Origin of the sequence: Azospirillum sp. RU38E (assembly GCF_900188385.1) — a bacterium.
GTDB lineage: Bacteria > Pseudomonadota > Alphaproteobacteria > Azospirillales > Azospirillaceae > Niveispirillum.
The window spans coordinates 434,067-448,235 of the sequence record NZ_FZOI01000003.1; the positions used below are offsets into that span (position 1 = coordinate 434,067).

Below are 14,169 nucleotides of genomic sequence, written 5' to 3' on the forward strand. Positions count from 1 at the left end.
CCGGTCAGGCCTTGGCCGTCACCTGCCAGCAGGCGGCGGTAAACCGCACCTCCCCCGCCTGGATGAAGGGGGCGAAGGCATCCAGCAGGCGCGCCAGCACATCCTGCTGCCAGGCCGGCTCCAGCCGCTCCATCACCCGACCCAGCGGGCCGAAGCGGGTGAGATAGGTTGGCAGTTGGTCCGCCGGCAGACGGCATTCCGCCGCCGCCGGTGCAATGTCGATCCGGTCCCATCCCGACTGGCGCAGGATTTCCTGCACATAGTCATGATCGGCAAAGGCAAACTGGCCGGGGGCACCGGGTTGCCGGGGCGGCAGCGCCGGCAACAGCGGTCCTGCCACCCGTTCGGCCAGGGTCATGAAGCTGTTTTCCGTCCCCCCGCGCCAGGAGAAGAAATGCAGCGCGCCCCCCGGCCGTGTGGCCCGGCGCAGATTGGCGAAGGCCGCCACGGGCTGGCCGAAGAACATCACGCCAAAGCGTGACACCAGCATGTCGAACCCGGCCGGCGGGAAATCATGGTTTTCCGCATCGGCCAGCAGGAAGCGCGCCGCCAAGCCGGCCGCATTTCGGCGCGCCTCTGCCGCGGCCAGCATGGGGGCGGAGATATCAATACCCGTCACCGCCCCGCCCGGCCGCTGCTGTCTGGCGATGGCCAGGGTGACGGCACCGGTGCCGCACCCGACATCCAGCACCCGTTCCCCCTGCTGTGCCGCCACGGCGGCGACCAGCCGTTCCTGAAACGGGTGCAGCATCTGATCCATCATCACCTGCCCCTCCACCCAGGCCCGGCCCGCCGGGCCATTCCACAGCTGCGCCTGATCCTCTCCGGAACCAGGGGATGGGGCTGCTTTCTCGGTCATTCTGATCTCCCTTCACTTGCCAAACCGGGTGGAATGGCAACATGCTGCCACTTCAAGTTCACTTGAGGTCAAGGGCGATTTCATGCTGCTGGATATTGGCGAGGTGGCGCGGACATCCGGCCTGAGCCCGGCCACCCTGCGCTTTTACGAAGAAAAGGGCTTGATCGCCCCCGTGGGACGCCGGGGGCTGCGCCGGCTTTATGAACCCGTGGTGCTGGAACGGCTGGCGCTGGTGGCGCTGGGCCGTGCTGCCGGTTTCACCCTGGCGGAAATCGGCCCCATGCTGGGGGACGATGGCGCCCCCGCCCTGAACCGGCAGATGCTGGTGGAGAAGGCCGAGGCGCTGGACCGCGCCATTGCCCGACTGACAGCCATGCGCGACGGGTTGCGCCATGCCGCCGCCTGCCCCGCCCCCCGCCATATGGAATGCCCCACCTTCCGGCGCATCCTGGATGCAGCGGCCCATGGATTCTTCAGCCGCGACAAGGCGGAGACGGCCCCCTTCTAATCCCGCCCACGACGTTGGTCGGGGGCGGCAATGGTTTGTTGACCAGCGCGATTGCCGGGTGCCCCCACCCGCGCTACCATCATCCCAATATATCGATCGGCATGAACCGGCCCTGGCCGGCATAAAATGACCGACAACAGGGAGGGCGGCTGGATGCATCAATCCGACGGCAATGAAACATGCCTGCGGGGGCGCCATGCGTGTGCGTAGCCCGCAGGATCTGGTGGGCGGCATCGCGCTGATCGCGCTGGCCGCCCTGGCTTTTTCACAAATCGGCGATCTGCGCATCGGCACCGCCTCGCGCATGGGCCCCGGTTATTTCCCCACCGTGCTGGCAGGCCTGACCGGGCTGGTCGGGCTGGTGCTGGCCGTCCGCTCGCTGGTGCTGGACGGGCATGGGCTGGAAAGCCTGAACCTGCGGCACGGGCTGCCGCTGTTGGGGGCCATCCTGGTTTTCGGGCTGACCATCCGGCCGCTGGGTCTGGTGCTGGCCTCGGCCCTGCTGTTCCTGGTCAGCGCCTTTGCCTCACCGGAACTGAAATGGCGGGAAACGCTGGTGGCTTCGGTCGTGCTGATCGGCTTGGCCGTGCTGCTGTTCGTGGTCCTGCTGGACCTGCCCTTCCCCGTCTGGCCGCGGATGTGAACCCATGGACAGCGTTTTTTCCAACCTGGCGCTGGGGTTCAGCGCGGCAGGCACGCCCACCAATCTGGCGCTTTGCTTCATCGGGGCCCTGGTTGGCACGCTGATCGGCGTGCTGCCGGGGCTGGGGCCCATTGCCACCATCGCCATCCTGCTGCCCATCACCTTCAGCCTGGACCCGCTGGGCGCGCTGATCATGCTGGCCGGCATTTATTACGGCGCCCAATATGGCGGCAGCACCACGGCCATTCTGGTCAATATGCCGGGGGAAACCAGTTCCGTCGTCACCACGCTGGACGGGCACCAGATGGCCCGCCAGGGCCGCGCCGGCCCGGCGCTGGCCATTGCCGCCCTGGGTTCCTTCTTCGCCGGCTCCGTCGCCACGTTTCTGGTGGCCCTGTTCGGGCCGATTCTGGCCAGCTTCGCGCAGAATTTCGGGCCCCCGGAATATTTCGCCCTGATGCTGACCGGACTGATCGGCGCCATCGTACTGGCCAGCGGATCGGTGCTGAAGGCGGTGGCCATGGTGATTGTCGGGCTGCTGCTGGGCTGTGTGGGATCGGATATTGAAACCGGTGAACAACGCCTGACCTTCGGCATCGCCCAGATTGCGGAAGGGATCAATTTCACCACGCTGGCTGTGGGGCTGTTCGGCGTGGCGGAAATCCTGCGCAATCTGGAGAAAACGCAGGACCGCAGCATTCTGGGCGCCAAGATCACCGGGCTGATGCCCACCTGGGCCGATATCAAACAGAGCATCATGCCGGTGCTGCGCGGCACCGGCATCGGTTCCGTGCTGGGTATCCTGCCCGGCAATGGCGCGGTGCTGGCGCCCTATGCCAGCTATACGCTGGAAAAGAAAATCTCCCGCACACCGCAGCGTTTCGGCAAGGGCGCTATTGAGGGGGTGGCCGGCCCGGAAAGCGCCAATAATGCCGGGGCGCAGACCAGCTTCATCCCGCTGCTGACCCTGGGCATCCCGCCCAATGCGGTGATGGCAATGATGGTGGGCGCCATGACCATTCAGGGCATCGTGCCCGGCCCCACGGTGATGAATGAAAACCCCACCTTGTTCTGGGGCATGATCGCCAGCATGTGGATCGGCAATCTGATGCTGGTCATCATCAACCTGCCGCTGGTCGGGGTCTGGGTACGGTTGCTGAAGGTGCCTTACCGCATCCTGTTTCCGGCCATCCTGATGTTCTGCTGCATCGGGGTTTATTCCATCAACTCCTCCGGCATTGAGGTGATGCTGGTCGCCCTGTTCGGGGCTGTCGGTTATTTCCTGGTCAAACATGGGTTTGAGCCGGCCCCCCTGCTGCTGGCCTTCGTGCTGGGCCCCTTGATGGAAGAGAATCTGCGCCGGTCCTTCCTGATCGCGCGCGGCGACCCGATGATTTTCGTCAACCGGCCGCTGTCGGCCTTCCTGCTGCTGGTGGCGGTGGGGCTGCTGATTCTGGTGCTGCTGCCCGCCATCCGCAAACGCCGGGAGGAGGTGTTCCACGAGGAAGAGTGAAGCGTAACGCCAATCTCCCTTGATCGTGACCGATCAAGGGAGATTTTGCGTTCCCTCAGTCGCCGGGCGGGCGCATCCGCGCCCTTGGCTTGCGGCACCACGCGGTGCCGGGCCGGCGGTCGCCGGCCTCCAACCCGCCTGAAGGTCAACCTTCAGGCGGGTTGGTATAAAACCATAACCACAGAACCAATCCCTGGGAGGAATAAACCATGCGTTTCAGCACCCTTGCCGTCACCGCCTTCGCCCTGGCTCTGGGCTCTGCCCCCGCCCTGGCGCAGAATTACCCCAGCCGCCCCGTCACCATGGTGGTGCCCTTTGCCGCCGGCGGGCCGACGGACACGGTGGCCCGGCTGGTCGCCCAGTCGATGAGCCAGACACTGGGCCAGCAGGTGATTGTGGAGAATGTCGGCGGTGCGGGCGGCACCATCGGGGCCGGTCGCGTGGCCAAGGCTGACCCGGATGGCTATACGATTCTGCTGCACCATATCGGGCAGGCGACATCCGCCACGCTCTATCGCAAACTGGCCTATGATCCGAAAACGGATTTCGCGCCCATCGGGCTGGTCACCGATGTGCCGATGACCATCGTGGCCAAGAAGGATTTTCCGGCCAAGGATCTGAAGGAGCTGGTGGCCTATGTGAAGGCCAACCCGGACAAGGTGACGCTGGCCAATGCCGGGGTGGGGGCCGCCTCCCACCTGTGCGGCATGTTGTTCATGCAGGCCCTGCAAACCCCGCTGACCACCGTTCCGTATAAGGGCACCGGCCCGGCCATGAATGATCTGGTCGGCGGTCAGGTGGATTTGATGTGCGACCAGACCACCAACACCACCGGCCAGATCAAGGGCGGGGCGGTGAAGGCCTATGCCGTCACCACCCCCACCCGTGTCGCCTCCCTGCCCGACCTGCCCACCACGCGGGAGGCCGGTTTGCCGGGGGTGGAGGTGGCCGTATGGCACGGGCTCTATGCGCCCAAGGGCACGCCGGAGGTGGTGGTGACCAGGCTGAACGCGGCGCTGAAAGTGGCGCTGAAGGATGCCACGGTGAAGCAGCGCTTCGCCGAGCTGGGCACCGAGCCGGTAACGGAGGCCCGCGCCACGCCCAAGGCGCTGGGCGATTTCGTGGTGGCGGAGATTGACCGCTGGCGTCCGCTGATCCAGGCGGCCGGTGTTTACGCGGATTGAAGACCCACTGAAAACGCTGCAACAAAAAACCCCGCCGGTGACGGCGGGGTTTTTCATGATGGTGGAGCCAAGCGGGATCGAACCGCTGACCTCTACAATGCCATTGTAGCGCTCTCCCAGCTGAGCTATGGCCCCGAAACTCTTGCGCGCTGCCTGGGCTGCCAGCGCCGTGGGCGGGTTTATGGAGAAACTCCGCCACGGATGCAAGCGGAAAAATCACGGCCCCCGGCTTTTGCCCAAGGGCGGAAAACATAAAGGCCCGGTCGCTGCCGACCGGGCCTTTTGTATTTGGTGGAGCCAAGCGGGATCGAACCGCTGACCTCTACAATGCCATTGTAGCGCTCTCCCAGCTGAGCTATGGCCCCGAAACTCTTACGCGCTGTCTGGGTCGCCAGCGCCGTGGGCGGGTTTATGGAGAAACCCGCCCCTGGATGCAAGGGAAAAATTCAGCCGATTGTCATTTTTATGCAATCGGCTGTTCCCCCGCCGGATCAGCGATCCTCGTCGCCTTCAACATCGACGACTTCACCCATGTCGTCGCCGTCATCCAGCTCGTCGGCATCTTCCAGCAGGACGTCTTCGTCCTCCACCACATCGTCGGCAACATCGTCGGTGGCGAGATCGTCGGCGACATCGGCTTCATCCACGCCGATCTCCACCGTCTCCTCGTCCAGCTCCTCCGTCTCGACATCCAGCGTCTCCTCGTCCCCGACGCTCTTGACCGGCTTCTTCACATCATCGGTCGGCATCGGACGGGCCCGGCGGGAACGCAGCAGCGCCTCCGGGTCGAAGGTGGTGCCGCAGGACGGGCACACCGGCGGATCTTTCCGCATATCGTAATAGCGCGCGCCACAGCTCGGGCAAATGCGCTTAACCCCCCATTCGGGCTTCGCCACCTAAATCCTCCATCAATTCCAAAGCGCCCAGAACGCAGCACTGCGGCTCTGGCGGCATCTGCCATGATACCTGCGGCCTGTCAACGAACTTGGCCGCCCACCACCGATTTCCCGATATGCGAAGCGGCCCTGCCGGGCCCAACCCATCCCCCCATGCTATGCGCTTCGCCCGCCCCTGTCGCCTGAAACCTGTCAGGCAAGGCGGGAGCGTGGCCGCAGGGGACGGACCCGCGATGGGCCTTGGCAAGCGGGCCGGCAGCGCCTATCCTTGCCCTTGCGAGCGGCTTTGTACCCCGCCAAAAGCCGGGCCCCGCGCGCAGGGGCTCAAGCCTTTGTTTTTGCGTCGGTTCTTGGACAAGGTGAAAGATTTTCCCCCACGTGGCCCCGCGCAAGGCGACCGGGTTCCCGACCCGCTCGCAAACAGCCTGATTTTCCCTTATCCTGGAACAGGTTCTCCAGGGGGGACCTTCCCCGGCCGAAAGGCCGGGGCCTCATTGAAGCCCGCCAGCGAACATCTGGGTGTTCCGCGACCGCATCACGCCTTCCCCGGCCGAAAGGCCGGGGCCTCATTGAAGCGACGACGCAGGCTGGACCGACCCAGCCATTAGCGACACGGCCTTCCCCGGCCGAAAGGCCGGGGCCTCATTGAAGCGGCTTGGGCGGGCTGGGTGCAGGCGCCGTCTGCCGCCGGCCCTTCCCCGGCCGAAAGGCCGGGGCCTCATTGAAGCCTGAAACGTAAGGTTGAGAGCCTCACCAAGGTCAGTCCCTTCCCCGGCCGAAAGGCCGGGGCCTCATTGAAGCGTGTCGAAGTCGTTATCCTGCTCAAACGGCTGGATATCGCCTTTCCCCGGCCGAAAGGCCGGGGCCTCATTGAAGCACGTTGTAGCCATTGCTCTTGGCCTCCTTGAAGACCTCAGCCTTCCCCGGCCGAAAGGCCGGGGCCTCATTGAAGCGTGTCGAAGTCGTTATCCTGCTCAAACGGCTGGATATCGCCTTTCCCCGGCTGAAAAGCCGGGGCCTCATTGAAGCATCTGGTTCATGTCGATGATGTAGGCGAACTTCGCCCGGCCTTTCCCCGGCTGAAAAGCCGGGGGCCTCTTTGAAGCCTGAAAACGGCACAGACCTCACCCCATCACCCCCCCCCTCACCGCCCCACGCAATCATCCAGCCCGTCACGGCGGACAATCTCCATGCGGCGTTGCAGGATGCCGGCGCGGGCAGCGACATAGCGGCCGGGCGGGTTGGCTTTCCATTGGCGCGGGCTGGGCAGGATGGCGGCCAGCAGGGCGGCCTCGCGGGGGGAAAGCTCGGCGGCACCCTTGCCGAACCAGTGGCGGGTCGCCGCTTCGGCGCCATAGACGCCCGGCGCCCATTCCACAATGTTCAGATACACTTCCATGATGCGGCGCTTGGACCAGAAGGTTTCCACCAGCCCGGTGAACCACAGCTCCACCCCCTTGCGCAGCCAGGACCGGTCGGGCCAGAGGAAGGCGTTTTTTGCCACCTGCTGGCTGATGGTGCTGCCGCCGCGCATGGCACGGCCGCCCTGTTCATTGCGTTCCAGCGCCTGTTCCACCGCGTCCCAATCCACCCCGCCATGCTGGCAGAACCGGCTATCCTCCGCCGCGATGACGGCGCGGGCCAGATGCGGCGACAGGCGGGACAGCGGCTGCCATTGTTTCTGCCAGCCGCTGCCGCTTTCCACCGCGCGGATCAGCATCAGCGGCGTGCCCGGCACCGGCAGCACGGCATAGGCCAGCACCCAGAGAAGGGAGGCCGCGACAAACCCCACCACGCCATAGGCGGCAAGGCGCAGCCAGCGCCCCGCCTTGCCCTTGCCCGCCCCACGCCAAACCGCCATGCCTACACCGCTCCATCCTGAAGGCCCCATCGCCGGCCCCCCGGCAACGGCGGGGGCCGGGATTGGTTGCATGGCGGCGCGGGATCAACCCCGGCGCAGCCGTTCCAGCAGGGCCTGGCTGGCCTTGCCATCCACCTTCATCCCCACCTTCTGCTGATAGGTGCGAATGGCCGCCACTGTGCGCTTGCCCAGAAAACCATCGGGCTTGCCCTTGTGATAGCCCAGTTTGACCAGACGGGTCTGAATTTCCTTCACCCCGGCCTGATCCACCGCCACCGGGCGGGCGCCTGTGGCGGCCCCAGCGGCGATCTGGCCCCCCGCCGCCCCGGCATGGCTGACGGCCACCGGGCGGGCGGCGGCACCGCCGGGCGGGCCGCCCATCATGCCAGGCGGCGGGCCATCGGCCAGGGCCACATTATCCTGCCCGGCCGCCAGCCGGGCCAGGGCGGCGCGGGCATTGACATCACCGGTTTCTGCCGCGCGGGCATACCAGCCGGCCGCCGCCTCCCGGTCGGGCGCGCCATCCACCCCCTGTTCGAACAAGGCCCCCAGCATGTAATGCGCCCGTGCAATGCCGGCATCGGCCGCCTGTTCAAACCAGCGGGCCGCCTGGGCCGGGTCGCGTTCCAGCCCATAGCCATCCATATAGAGCAGGCCCAGATCGAACGCGGCCTCCGCATGGCCCATCTCGGCGGCCTTGCGATACCAGTTGGCAGCCTGTTCCAGATCGGGAGCCAAGCCCAGATCACCCCGGAACAGTTCCGCCAGGGTCCAGCAGGCATCGGTATCGCCCTTGGCCGCCGCCTGCCCGTACCAATAGACGGCGCGGCGCATATCCGCCGCATCGGGCGGCGTGCCGGAGGCAAAATGCTCGGCCAGCGCCATCTGCGCTTCCACATTGCCCTGTTTGGCGTCGGCTTCCAGGTTGCGCAGGGCCGGATCGGCCTTGGACGGCAGCGCCGGCGCGGGGGCCGTGCCCAGGGCCAGGGCGGTGACACCGGCCGCCGTCACGCCCGCCACCACTGGCTTGGCAACCCGGTGACGGCGCGTCTGCTCCTTGGCGGTAGCTGCCTTCACGGGTTGCGGTTTGGCGACATTGTGCGCCCTGCCAGCGGGCGCCTTGCCGCTATGGGCCGGCGCTGCGGGCTTGGCGGTAACGGGTTTTTTCGCCGGGGCCGGCTTGGTGACAGCCGGTTTCTTCACCGTGGGCTTGGTCACCTCTGCCAGCGCCTGCGGCCCCGGTAGCAACAGTCCCAGCGTCAACAGCACAGGCAAGGCCGGGCGGATCAAACGAACAGGGGCACGGAACAGCGGCACACAGGCCGCAACAAGGGACAAATTTCGCTGCCGGCGCATCGCCGGGGCCTCCAACCAAACCTTCGGGGTAGTCCCTCAGACTAGCATGAAAGCCAGGGTAAACCAGCAGGGAAGCCAGGGGTGGTTAGCAGAGGATGGGGATTGAAATCCTTGGCCCCAAAACGAAACCGGCCGGCCTTACGGTTTCCCGCAAGGCCGGCCGGCTCCACTTCCAGATACCTGGGGGATGATCCCCCACGCCCCTTACAGGACGCGGGCGATTTCCTCCATCTCGAAGGCTTCGATGATGTCGCCTTCGCGGATATCGTCGTAATTCTCGAAGGCCATACCGCATTCGAACCCTTCGCGCACTTCGCGGACTTCGTCCTTCATGCGCTTCAGGGTCTTCAGCGTGCCTTCGTGGATCACCACATTGTCGCGCAGCAGGCGGACCTTGGCACCGCGCTTGACGGTACCTTCGGACACGCGGCAACCAGCGACCTTGCCGACCTTGGTGATGTTGAACACCTGCAGGATCTGCGCGTTGCCGAGGAAACGTTCCTTCAGCGTCGGCGCCAACATGCCGGTCAGCATCTGACGGACATCATCAATGATGTCATAGATGATGGAGTAGTAGCGGATTTCCACGCCATCGCGCTTGGCCATGTCGCGTGCCTGCGGATTGGCGCGGACATTGAAGCCCACAACCAGACCCTTGGACGCATTGGCCAGCGTGATGTCGCTTTCGGTGATGGCGCCCACACCGGACGACAGCACCCGCACCTTGACCTCGGTATTCTCGGCGGTGAGCTTCTCCAGGGCACCGGAGATGGCTTCCACCGAACCCTGCACGTCGCCCTTGATGACGATGGGCAGTTCCTTGGCCTCGCCGGCCTGGATCTGCTTGAACATCTGCTCAAGGCTGCCGCGACCGGACTTGGCCGACTCGGCTTCGCGCTTCTTGCGGGCACGGTATTCGGTGATTTCGCGGGCACGGGCCTCGCTATCCACCACCGCCATTTCCTCACCCGCCAGCGGCACGCCGCCCAGACCCAGCACCTCCACCGGGGTGGCAGGATCGGCTTCCGGCACGTTGCTGCCACGGTCGTTGACCAGGGCGCGCACGCGGCCCCATTCGCTGCCGGCGACGACAATGTCGCCCACCTTCAGCGTACCGCGCTTCACCAGCACGGTGGCCACCGGGCCACGGCCCTTGTCCAGCTTGGCTTCCACCACCACGCCTTCGGCGGTGCGGTTCGGGTTGGCCTTCAGCTCCAGGATTTCGGCCTGCAGCAGAATGGCTTCTTCCAGCTTGTCCAGGTTCAGGCCGGCCTTGGCCGACACTTCCACATCCAGGATGTCGCCGCCCATGCCTTCCACCACCAGCTCATGCTGGAGCAGTTCCTGGCGGACGCGATCCGGCTTGGCGGACGGCAGGTCGCACTTGTTGATGGCGACGATGATCGGCACACCGGCGGCCTTGGCGTGGTTGATCGCCTCGATCGTCTGCGGCATCACACCGTCATCGGCCGCCACCACCAGCACCACCACGTCGGTGACATTGGCGCCACGGGCACGCATTTCCGTAAAGGCGGCGTGACCCGGCGTATCGATGAAGGTGATCTTCGCACCCGACTTCAGCACCACCTGATAGGCGCCGATATGCTGGGTGATGCCACCGGCCTCGCGGGCGGCCACGTCGGTACGGCGCAGCGCGTCCAGCAGCGAGGTCTTGCCATGGTCGACGTGACCCATGACGGTGACGACCGGCGCACGGGACCGCAGGTCTTCCACCCGGTCCTGTTCGCCCTTCACACCGATTTCCACGTCGCTTTCGGAGACGCGGAACGGGCGGTGACCCAGTTCCTGCACCACCAGCTCGGCAGTATCAGCATCAATGGTCTGGGTGATGGTAGCCATCACGCCCATACGCATCAGGGCCTTCACCACGTCGGCGCCACGTTCGGCCATACGGTTGGCAAGGTCGCCGACCGTGATGACCTCCGGGATCGTCACGTCGCGGGTCACCTTCTGCGTCTCCTGACGGCCGAACAGCCGCATACGTTCGCGTTCACGTGCCCGCTTGGCGGCGGCCATGGAACGACCACGGCGGCTACCATCATCATCCGACAAAGCCTGCGAGATGGTCATCTTGCCACCGCGCCGCTTGTCATCACCCTTGGCCTTGGTGGGGGCTGCCGGCACCTTGGCGGGGGCCGCCTTGCCGGGGCCGGCCACCTTGCGGCGCGGGCTGTCCTCATCCTCAAAATCGGCCGGCGGCGTGGCGACACCCGGACGGGCGGCGACAGCCGGACGGGTCGCATCACCAGACGCCGGACGGGCCGACGCCGGACGGGCACGATCATCATCGCCAGCGGCGGCAGCCGGACGCGGACGGGATTCGGCCTTGCGGGCCTCTTCCGCCTTGCGGGCATCCTCGGCTTCCTTGCGCTTGCGCTCGGCTTCGTCGACGGCGGCCTTCTCGGCCGCCTGGATGGCGCGCAGCTCTTCCAGCTCACGGCGGCGGACGGTTTCCTCGTCCAGCGGCTCGCGAGCGCGGGCCGCTTCCTCTTCCGCAGCGCGGGCAGCGGCTTCGGCGGCAGCCTTCTCGGCGGCAACCTTGGCTTCTGCCTCGGCAATGGCGCGGGCGGCTGCCTCGGCAGCGGCGTTTTCCGCCTCTACTGCTGCGGCGCGCAAGGCGCGCTGACGGGCTTCACGCTCGGCATCGCTGAGAACGCGCGGGCCATTGCTGCGGGCAGCCGGTCCACGGCCACCACCCGCCCCTTCAGCGGCGCGACGGGCGGCAGCACCGCCATCGGCCACGCCGGGAACGGCGCCCTTTTCGAAGGTCTTCTTTCGCTTGACCTCGACCGCCACTTCCTTGCCACGTCCGTGCGAAAAGCTCTGGCGCACGGTGCCTGCAGCACCGCCAGCGGGCTGTTGTGCGGCGGGGGCATTGTTCGCCGCCTTCGGCTTGTTGCCCCCACCCAGCCCAAGCGTGCCGCGACCGGACAGGCTGAGTACTTTCTTGTCGCGGTTCTGGTCGTTGGTATCGCTCATCCCTAATCCGACAGTAAGCCGTTGATCCCTAATCAGGCCCCAAACCTTCAGGAGCCTGCTCCGCCGAGTGCGGAGAGCCGTTCCACCTCACGACGGATCTGCTTTGCCAACGGCCCTACCGCCAGCACAACATGCACCGCCTCGTCCCGGCCCAAGGCCGCCCCCAGTTCCGACCGGTCGAAGACATCGACCAGCGGCACCCCCAGCGCCTGCGCCAAGGCGAACAGCTTGGTCCGACCATCATCGGACCCGTCGCTCGCCTCAAACCACAATCCTACACTCTTTTGGCCCGCACCGCCCGACCGGCCGATACAACCGGAGCGCAATGCAGCCTGTACCTTTTCAAACCCCGCCAGGGCGCCCCCGCCCTTGCGGGCAAGACCGACCAGACCGAGCGCCCGGCGCCGGACCAGCCGGCACAGCAGTGCCGACAGATCGGGAACCGGTTTGACGGCCCGGCGGGCCGCCTTGGCGAACAGGCCCTTGGTCAGGGCCTTTTCAACCAGCTTGGCATCCGCCGTCAACCACAGCCCACGCCCGGGCAGGGTTTCGTCCACGTCGGGGACCAGTACACCATCCGGGGAGACAACAAAACGGATCATGCCCGCCTTGTCCCCCACACGGCCTGTGGCCACGCAACGCCGCAGCGGGCTTTTACGCCCCGCCACATTTTCCGGCTCGTCCGCCTGCGCCTCAGCATCCAGCTCTGGCGGATAGGCGGGCGCTGGTGCCACCGTCACCGGCACAGGGCCGTCACCGGCCTGGTCGGTCATGTTGTCAGCGGCATCCATTACCCGAAACTCCCCTGCCCGTCAGCCTGATCCGCAAGGGATCAGGCCTCCGAGCTTTCCTCATCGGCGAACCAATGGGCGCGGGCAGCCATGATCACCTCATTGGCCTCGTCCAGCGTCATTGCATCCTTGCCGACAATATCGATCAGCTCGTCACCGGCCAGATCGGCCAGATCGTCCAGCGTCTTCACGCCCTTCTCACCCAGCTTGACCAGCATGGACGGGGTCAGCGCCTCAATGGCGGCGACATCATCCTCGACACCCATTTCACGGCGCTTGCCGTCCAGGATCTCGTTCTGCTGAGCCAGATAATTCTGCGCGCGTTCCTGCAGCTCGGCGGCGACATCTTCGTCGAACGCTTCGATGCCGGTCAGCTCGTTCAGGTCGACAAAGGCGATTTCCTCCACGGAGGCAAAGCCTTCATTCACCAGCAGATGGGCGATCATGTCGTCCACGTCCAGCGCTTCCATGAACAGGGCGCTGCGGCTGCTGAATTCGGCCTGACGGCGCTCCCGCTCTTCCGCCTCGGTCATGATGTCGATGGTCCAGCCGGTCAACTGGCTGGCCAGACGCACATTCTGACCCCGGCGGCCGATGGCCAGCGACAGCTGGTCGTCGGGCACCACCACCTCGATCTTGCCATTCTCTTCGTCCAGCACGACCTTGGCGACTTCCGCCGGGGCCAATGCATTGACGACGAAGGTGGCCGGATCGGGCTTCCAGGGAATGATGTCGATCTTCTCGCCCTGCAGCTCACCCACCACGGCCTGAACGCGGGAACCGCGCATACCGACGCAGGCACCCACCGGATCGATGGAGCTGTCCTTGGAGATCACGGCGATCTTGGCGCGGGAACCCGGATCGCGGGCCACGGCCTTGATCTCAATGATGCCATCATAGATTTCCGGCACTTCAGCCTTGAACAGGCCGGCCATGAACATCGGATGGGTACGCGACAGGAAGATCTGCGGGCCGCGCTGTTCCTTGCGCACATCATAGATGTAGGCACGGACGCGGTCGCCGGTCTTGAAATGCTCACGCGGCAGGCATTCATCGCGGCGCAGGATCGCTTCGGCGCGGCCCATATCCACAGTGACATTGCCATATTCGACGCGCTTGACCAGACCGTTCACGATCTCGCCCTTGCGGTCGATATATTCATTATACTGACGATCACGCTCGGCCTCGCGCACCTTCTGCACGATCACCTGCTTGGCGGTCTGTGCGGCGATGCGGCCGAAATCGATGGGCGGCAAGGGATCGACAATGAAATCGCCATAGGCCGCATTCGCCTTCTTGCGGCGGGCCTTGGCCAGATCGATCTGCGTCGCCTCGTTCTCAACCACTTCCACCACTTCCATGTGGCGGGTCAGCTGGATATCGCCCGTGCGACGGTCGATGCGGGCGCGGATGTCATGCTCGTGCCCGTATTTGGAGCGGCCAGCCTTCTTGATGGCCTCCTCCATGGCTTCGAGCACATGCTCCTTGTCGATATTCTTCTCGCGGGCGACCGCGTCGGCTACCTGAAGCAGTTCCATCCTGGCGAACCCTGCCTTCT

The 14,169-nt window shown here is 65.6% G+C and carries 11 protein-coding genes, 2 tRNA genes and 1 CRISPR repeat array; of the genes, 4 read left to right on the forward strand and 9 right to left on the reverse strand.

Features of this window, described 5'->3' with window-relative positions:
* Positions 1-4 precede the first annotated feature (4 nt).
* Positions 5-859 (reverse strand): class I SAM-dependent methyltransferase, encoded by an 855-nt coding sequence (locus tag CHB97_RS09470; protein WP_089287704.1) that lies wholly within the window; start codon positions 857-859, stop codon positions 5-7.
* An 82-nt stretch (positions 860-941) separates the two neighbouring features.
* Here CHB97_RS09470 and CHB97_RS09475 point away from each other — a divergent pair, with 82 nt between their 5' ends.
* The 4 genes from CHB97_RS09475 (at position 942) to CHB97_RS09490 (ending at position 4,707) form a co-directional block, all read left to right on the forward strand.
* On the forward strand, positions 942-1,367 hold the full coding sequence (locus CHB97_RS09475; RefSeq protein ID WP_089287705.1) for a helix-turn-helix domain-containing protein: 426 nt from the start codon (positions 942-944) through the stop codon (positions 1,365-1,367).
* A gap of 196 nt (positions 1,368-1,563) precedes the next feature.
* Positions 1,564-2,010 (forward strand): tripartite tricarboxylate transporter TctB family protein, encoded by a 447-nt coding sequence (locus tag CHB97_RS09480; protein ID WP_160105726.1) that lies wholly within the window; start codon positions 1,564-1,566, stop codon positions 2,008-2,010.
* 4 nt (positions 2,011-2,014) lie between these two features.
* Positions 2,015-3,523: a tripartite tricarboxylate transporter permease gene (locus CHB97_RS09485; protein ID WP_089287707.1), complete on the forward strand. Its 1,509-nt coding sequence runs from the start codon at positions 2,015-2,017 to the stop codon at positions 3,521-3,523.
* A 209-nt stretch (positions 3,524-3,732) separates the two neighbouring features.
* Complete coding sequence (locus CHB97_RS09490; RefSeq protein WP_089287708.1) at positions 3,733-4,707, forward strand: tripartite tricarboxylate transporter substrate binding protein BugD; 975 nt, start codon at positions 3,733-3,735, stop codon at positions 4,705-4,707.
* A 59-nt stretch (positions 4,708-4,766) separates the two neighbouring features.
* Here CHB97_RS09490 and CHB97_RS09495 read toward each other — a convergent pair.
* The 8 genes from CHB97_RS09495 to nusA form a co-directional block, all read right to left on the reverse strand.
* Positions 4,767-4,842: transfer RNA gene (locus CHB97_RS09495), tRNA-Ala, on the reverse strand.
* Positions 4,843-4,996: 154 nt separating this feature from the next.
* Positions 4,997-5,072 (reverse strand) — tRNA-Ala (locus CHB97_RS09500).
* Positions 5,073-5,198: 126 nt separating this feature from the next.
* A complete protein-coding gene (locus CHB97_RS09505; RefSeq protein ID WP_089287709.1) occupies positions 5,199-5,603 on the reverse strand; it encodes a TIGR02300 family protein in 405 nt (134 codons plus the stop codon).
* A 467-nt stretch (positions 5,604-6,070) separates the two neighbouring features.
* A CRISPR array of direct repeats spans positions 6,071-6,708; the repeat unit is 34 nt; unit sequence TTCCCCGGCCGAAAGGCCGGGGCCTCATTGAAGC.
* A gap of 39 nt (positions 6,709-6,747) precedes the next feature.
* Positions 6,748-7,464, reverse strand: coding sequence for a monofunctional biosynthetic peptidoglycan transglycosylase (gene mtgA / locus CHB97_RS09510; RefSeq protein ID WP_089287710.1), 717 nt, complete (start codon positions 7,462-7,464; stop codon positions 6,748-6,750).
* 84 nt (positions 7,465-7,548) lie between these two features.
* Positions 7,549-8,820 (reverse strand): SEL1-like repeat protein, encoded by a 1,272-nt coding sequence (locus CHB97_RS09515; protein WP_089287711.1) that lies wholly within the window; start codon positions 8,818-8,820, stop codon positions 7,549-7,551.
* 204 nt (positions 8,821-9,024) lie between these two features.
* Positions 9,025-11,820 carry a translation initiation factor IF-2 gene (gene infB / locus CHB97_RS09520; protein WP_089287712.1) on the reverse strand — a complete coding sequence of 932 codons (2,796 nt, stop codon included), beginning with the start codon at positions 11,818-11,820 and terminating at the stop codon, positions 9,025-9,027.
* Between the two features lie 47 nt (positions 11,821-11,867).
* Positions 11,868-12,611: an RNA-binding protein gene (locus CHB97_RS09525; RefSeq protein WP_244559474.1), complete on the reverse strand. Its 744-nt coding sequence runs from the start codon at positions 12,609-12,611 to the stop codon at positions 11,868-11,870.
* 41 nt (positions 12,612-12,652) lie between these two features.
* Positions 12,653-14,149, reverse strand: coding sequence for a transcription termination factor NusA (gene nusA, locus CHB97_RS09530; protein ID WP_089287713.1), 1,497 nt, complete (start codon positions 14,147-14,149; stop codon positions 12,653-12,655).
* Positions 14,150-14,169 lie beyond the last annotated feature (20 nt).

Bases quoted from the DNA above. Each gene is read 5' to 3' on its own strand.
- CHB97_RS09470 (WP_089287704.1), bottom strand. From the start codon at position 859: ATGACCGAGAAAGCAGCCCCATCCCCTGGTTCCGGAGAGGATCAGGCG.
- CHB97_RS09475 (WP_089287705.1), top strand. From the start codon at position 942: ATGCTGCTGGATATTGGCGAGGTGGCGCGGACATCCGGCCTGAGCCCG.
- CHB97_RS09480 (WP_160105726.1), top strand. From the start codon at position 1,564: ATGCGTGTGCGTAGCCCGCAGGATCTGGTGGGCGGCATCGCGCTGATC.
- CHB97_RS09485 (WP_089287707.1), top strand. From the start codon at position 2,015: ATGGACAGCGTTTTTTCCAACCTGGCGCTGGGGTTCAGCGCGGCAGGC.
- CHB97_RS09490 (WP_089287708.1), top strand. From the start codon at position 3,733: ATGCGTTTCAGCACCCTTGCCGTCACCGCCTTCGCCCTGGCTCTGGGC.
- mtgA (WP_089287710.1), bottom strand. From the start codon at position 7,464: ATGGCGGTTTGGCGTGGGGCGGGCAAGGGCAAGGCGGGGCGCTGGCTG.
- CHB97_RS09515 (WP_089287711.1), bottom strand. From the start codon at position 8,820: ATGCGCCGGCAGCGAAATTTGTCCCTTGTTGCGGCCTGTGTGCCGCTG.
- infB (WP_089287712.1), bottom strand. From the start codon at position 11,820: ATGAGCGATACCAACGACCAGAACCGCGACAAGAAAGTACTCAGCCTG.
- CHB97_RS09525 (WP_244559474.1), bottom strand. From the start codon at position 12,611: ATGGATGCCGCTGACAACATGACCGACCAGGCCGGTGACGGCCCTGTG.
- nusA (WP_089287713.1), bottom strand. From the start codon at position 14,149: ATGGAACTGCTTCAGGTAGCCGACGCGGTCGCCCGCGAGAAGAATATC.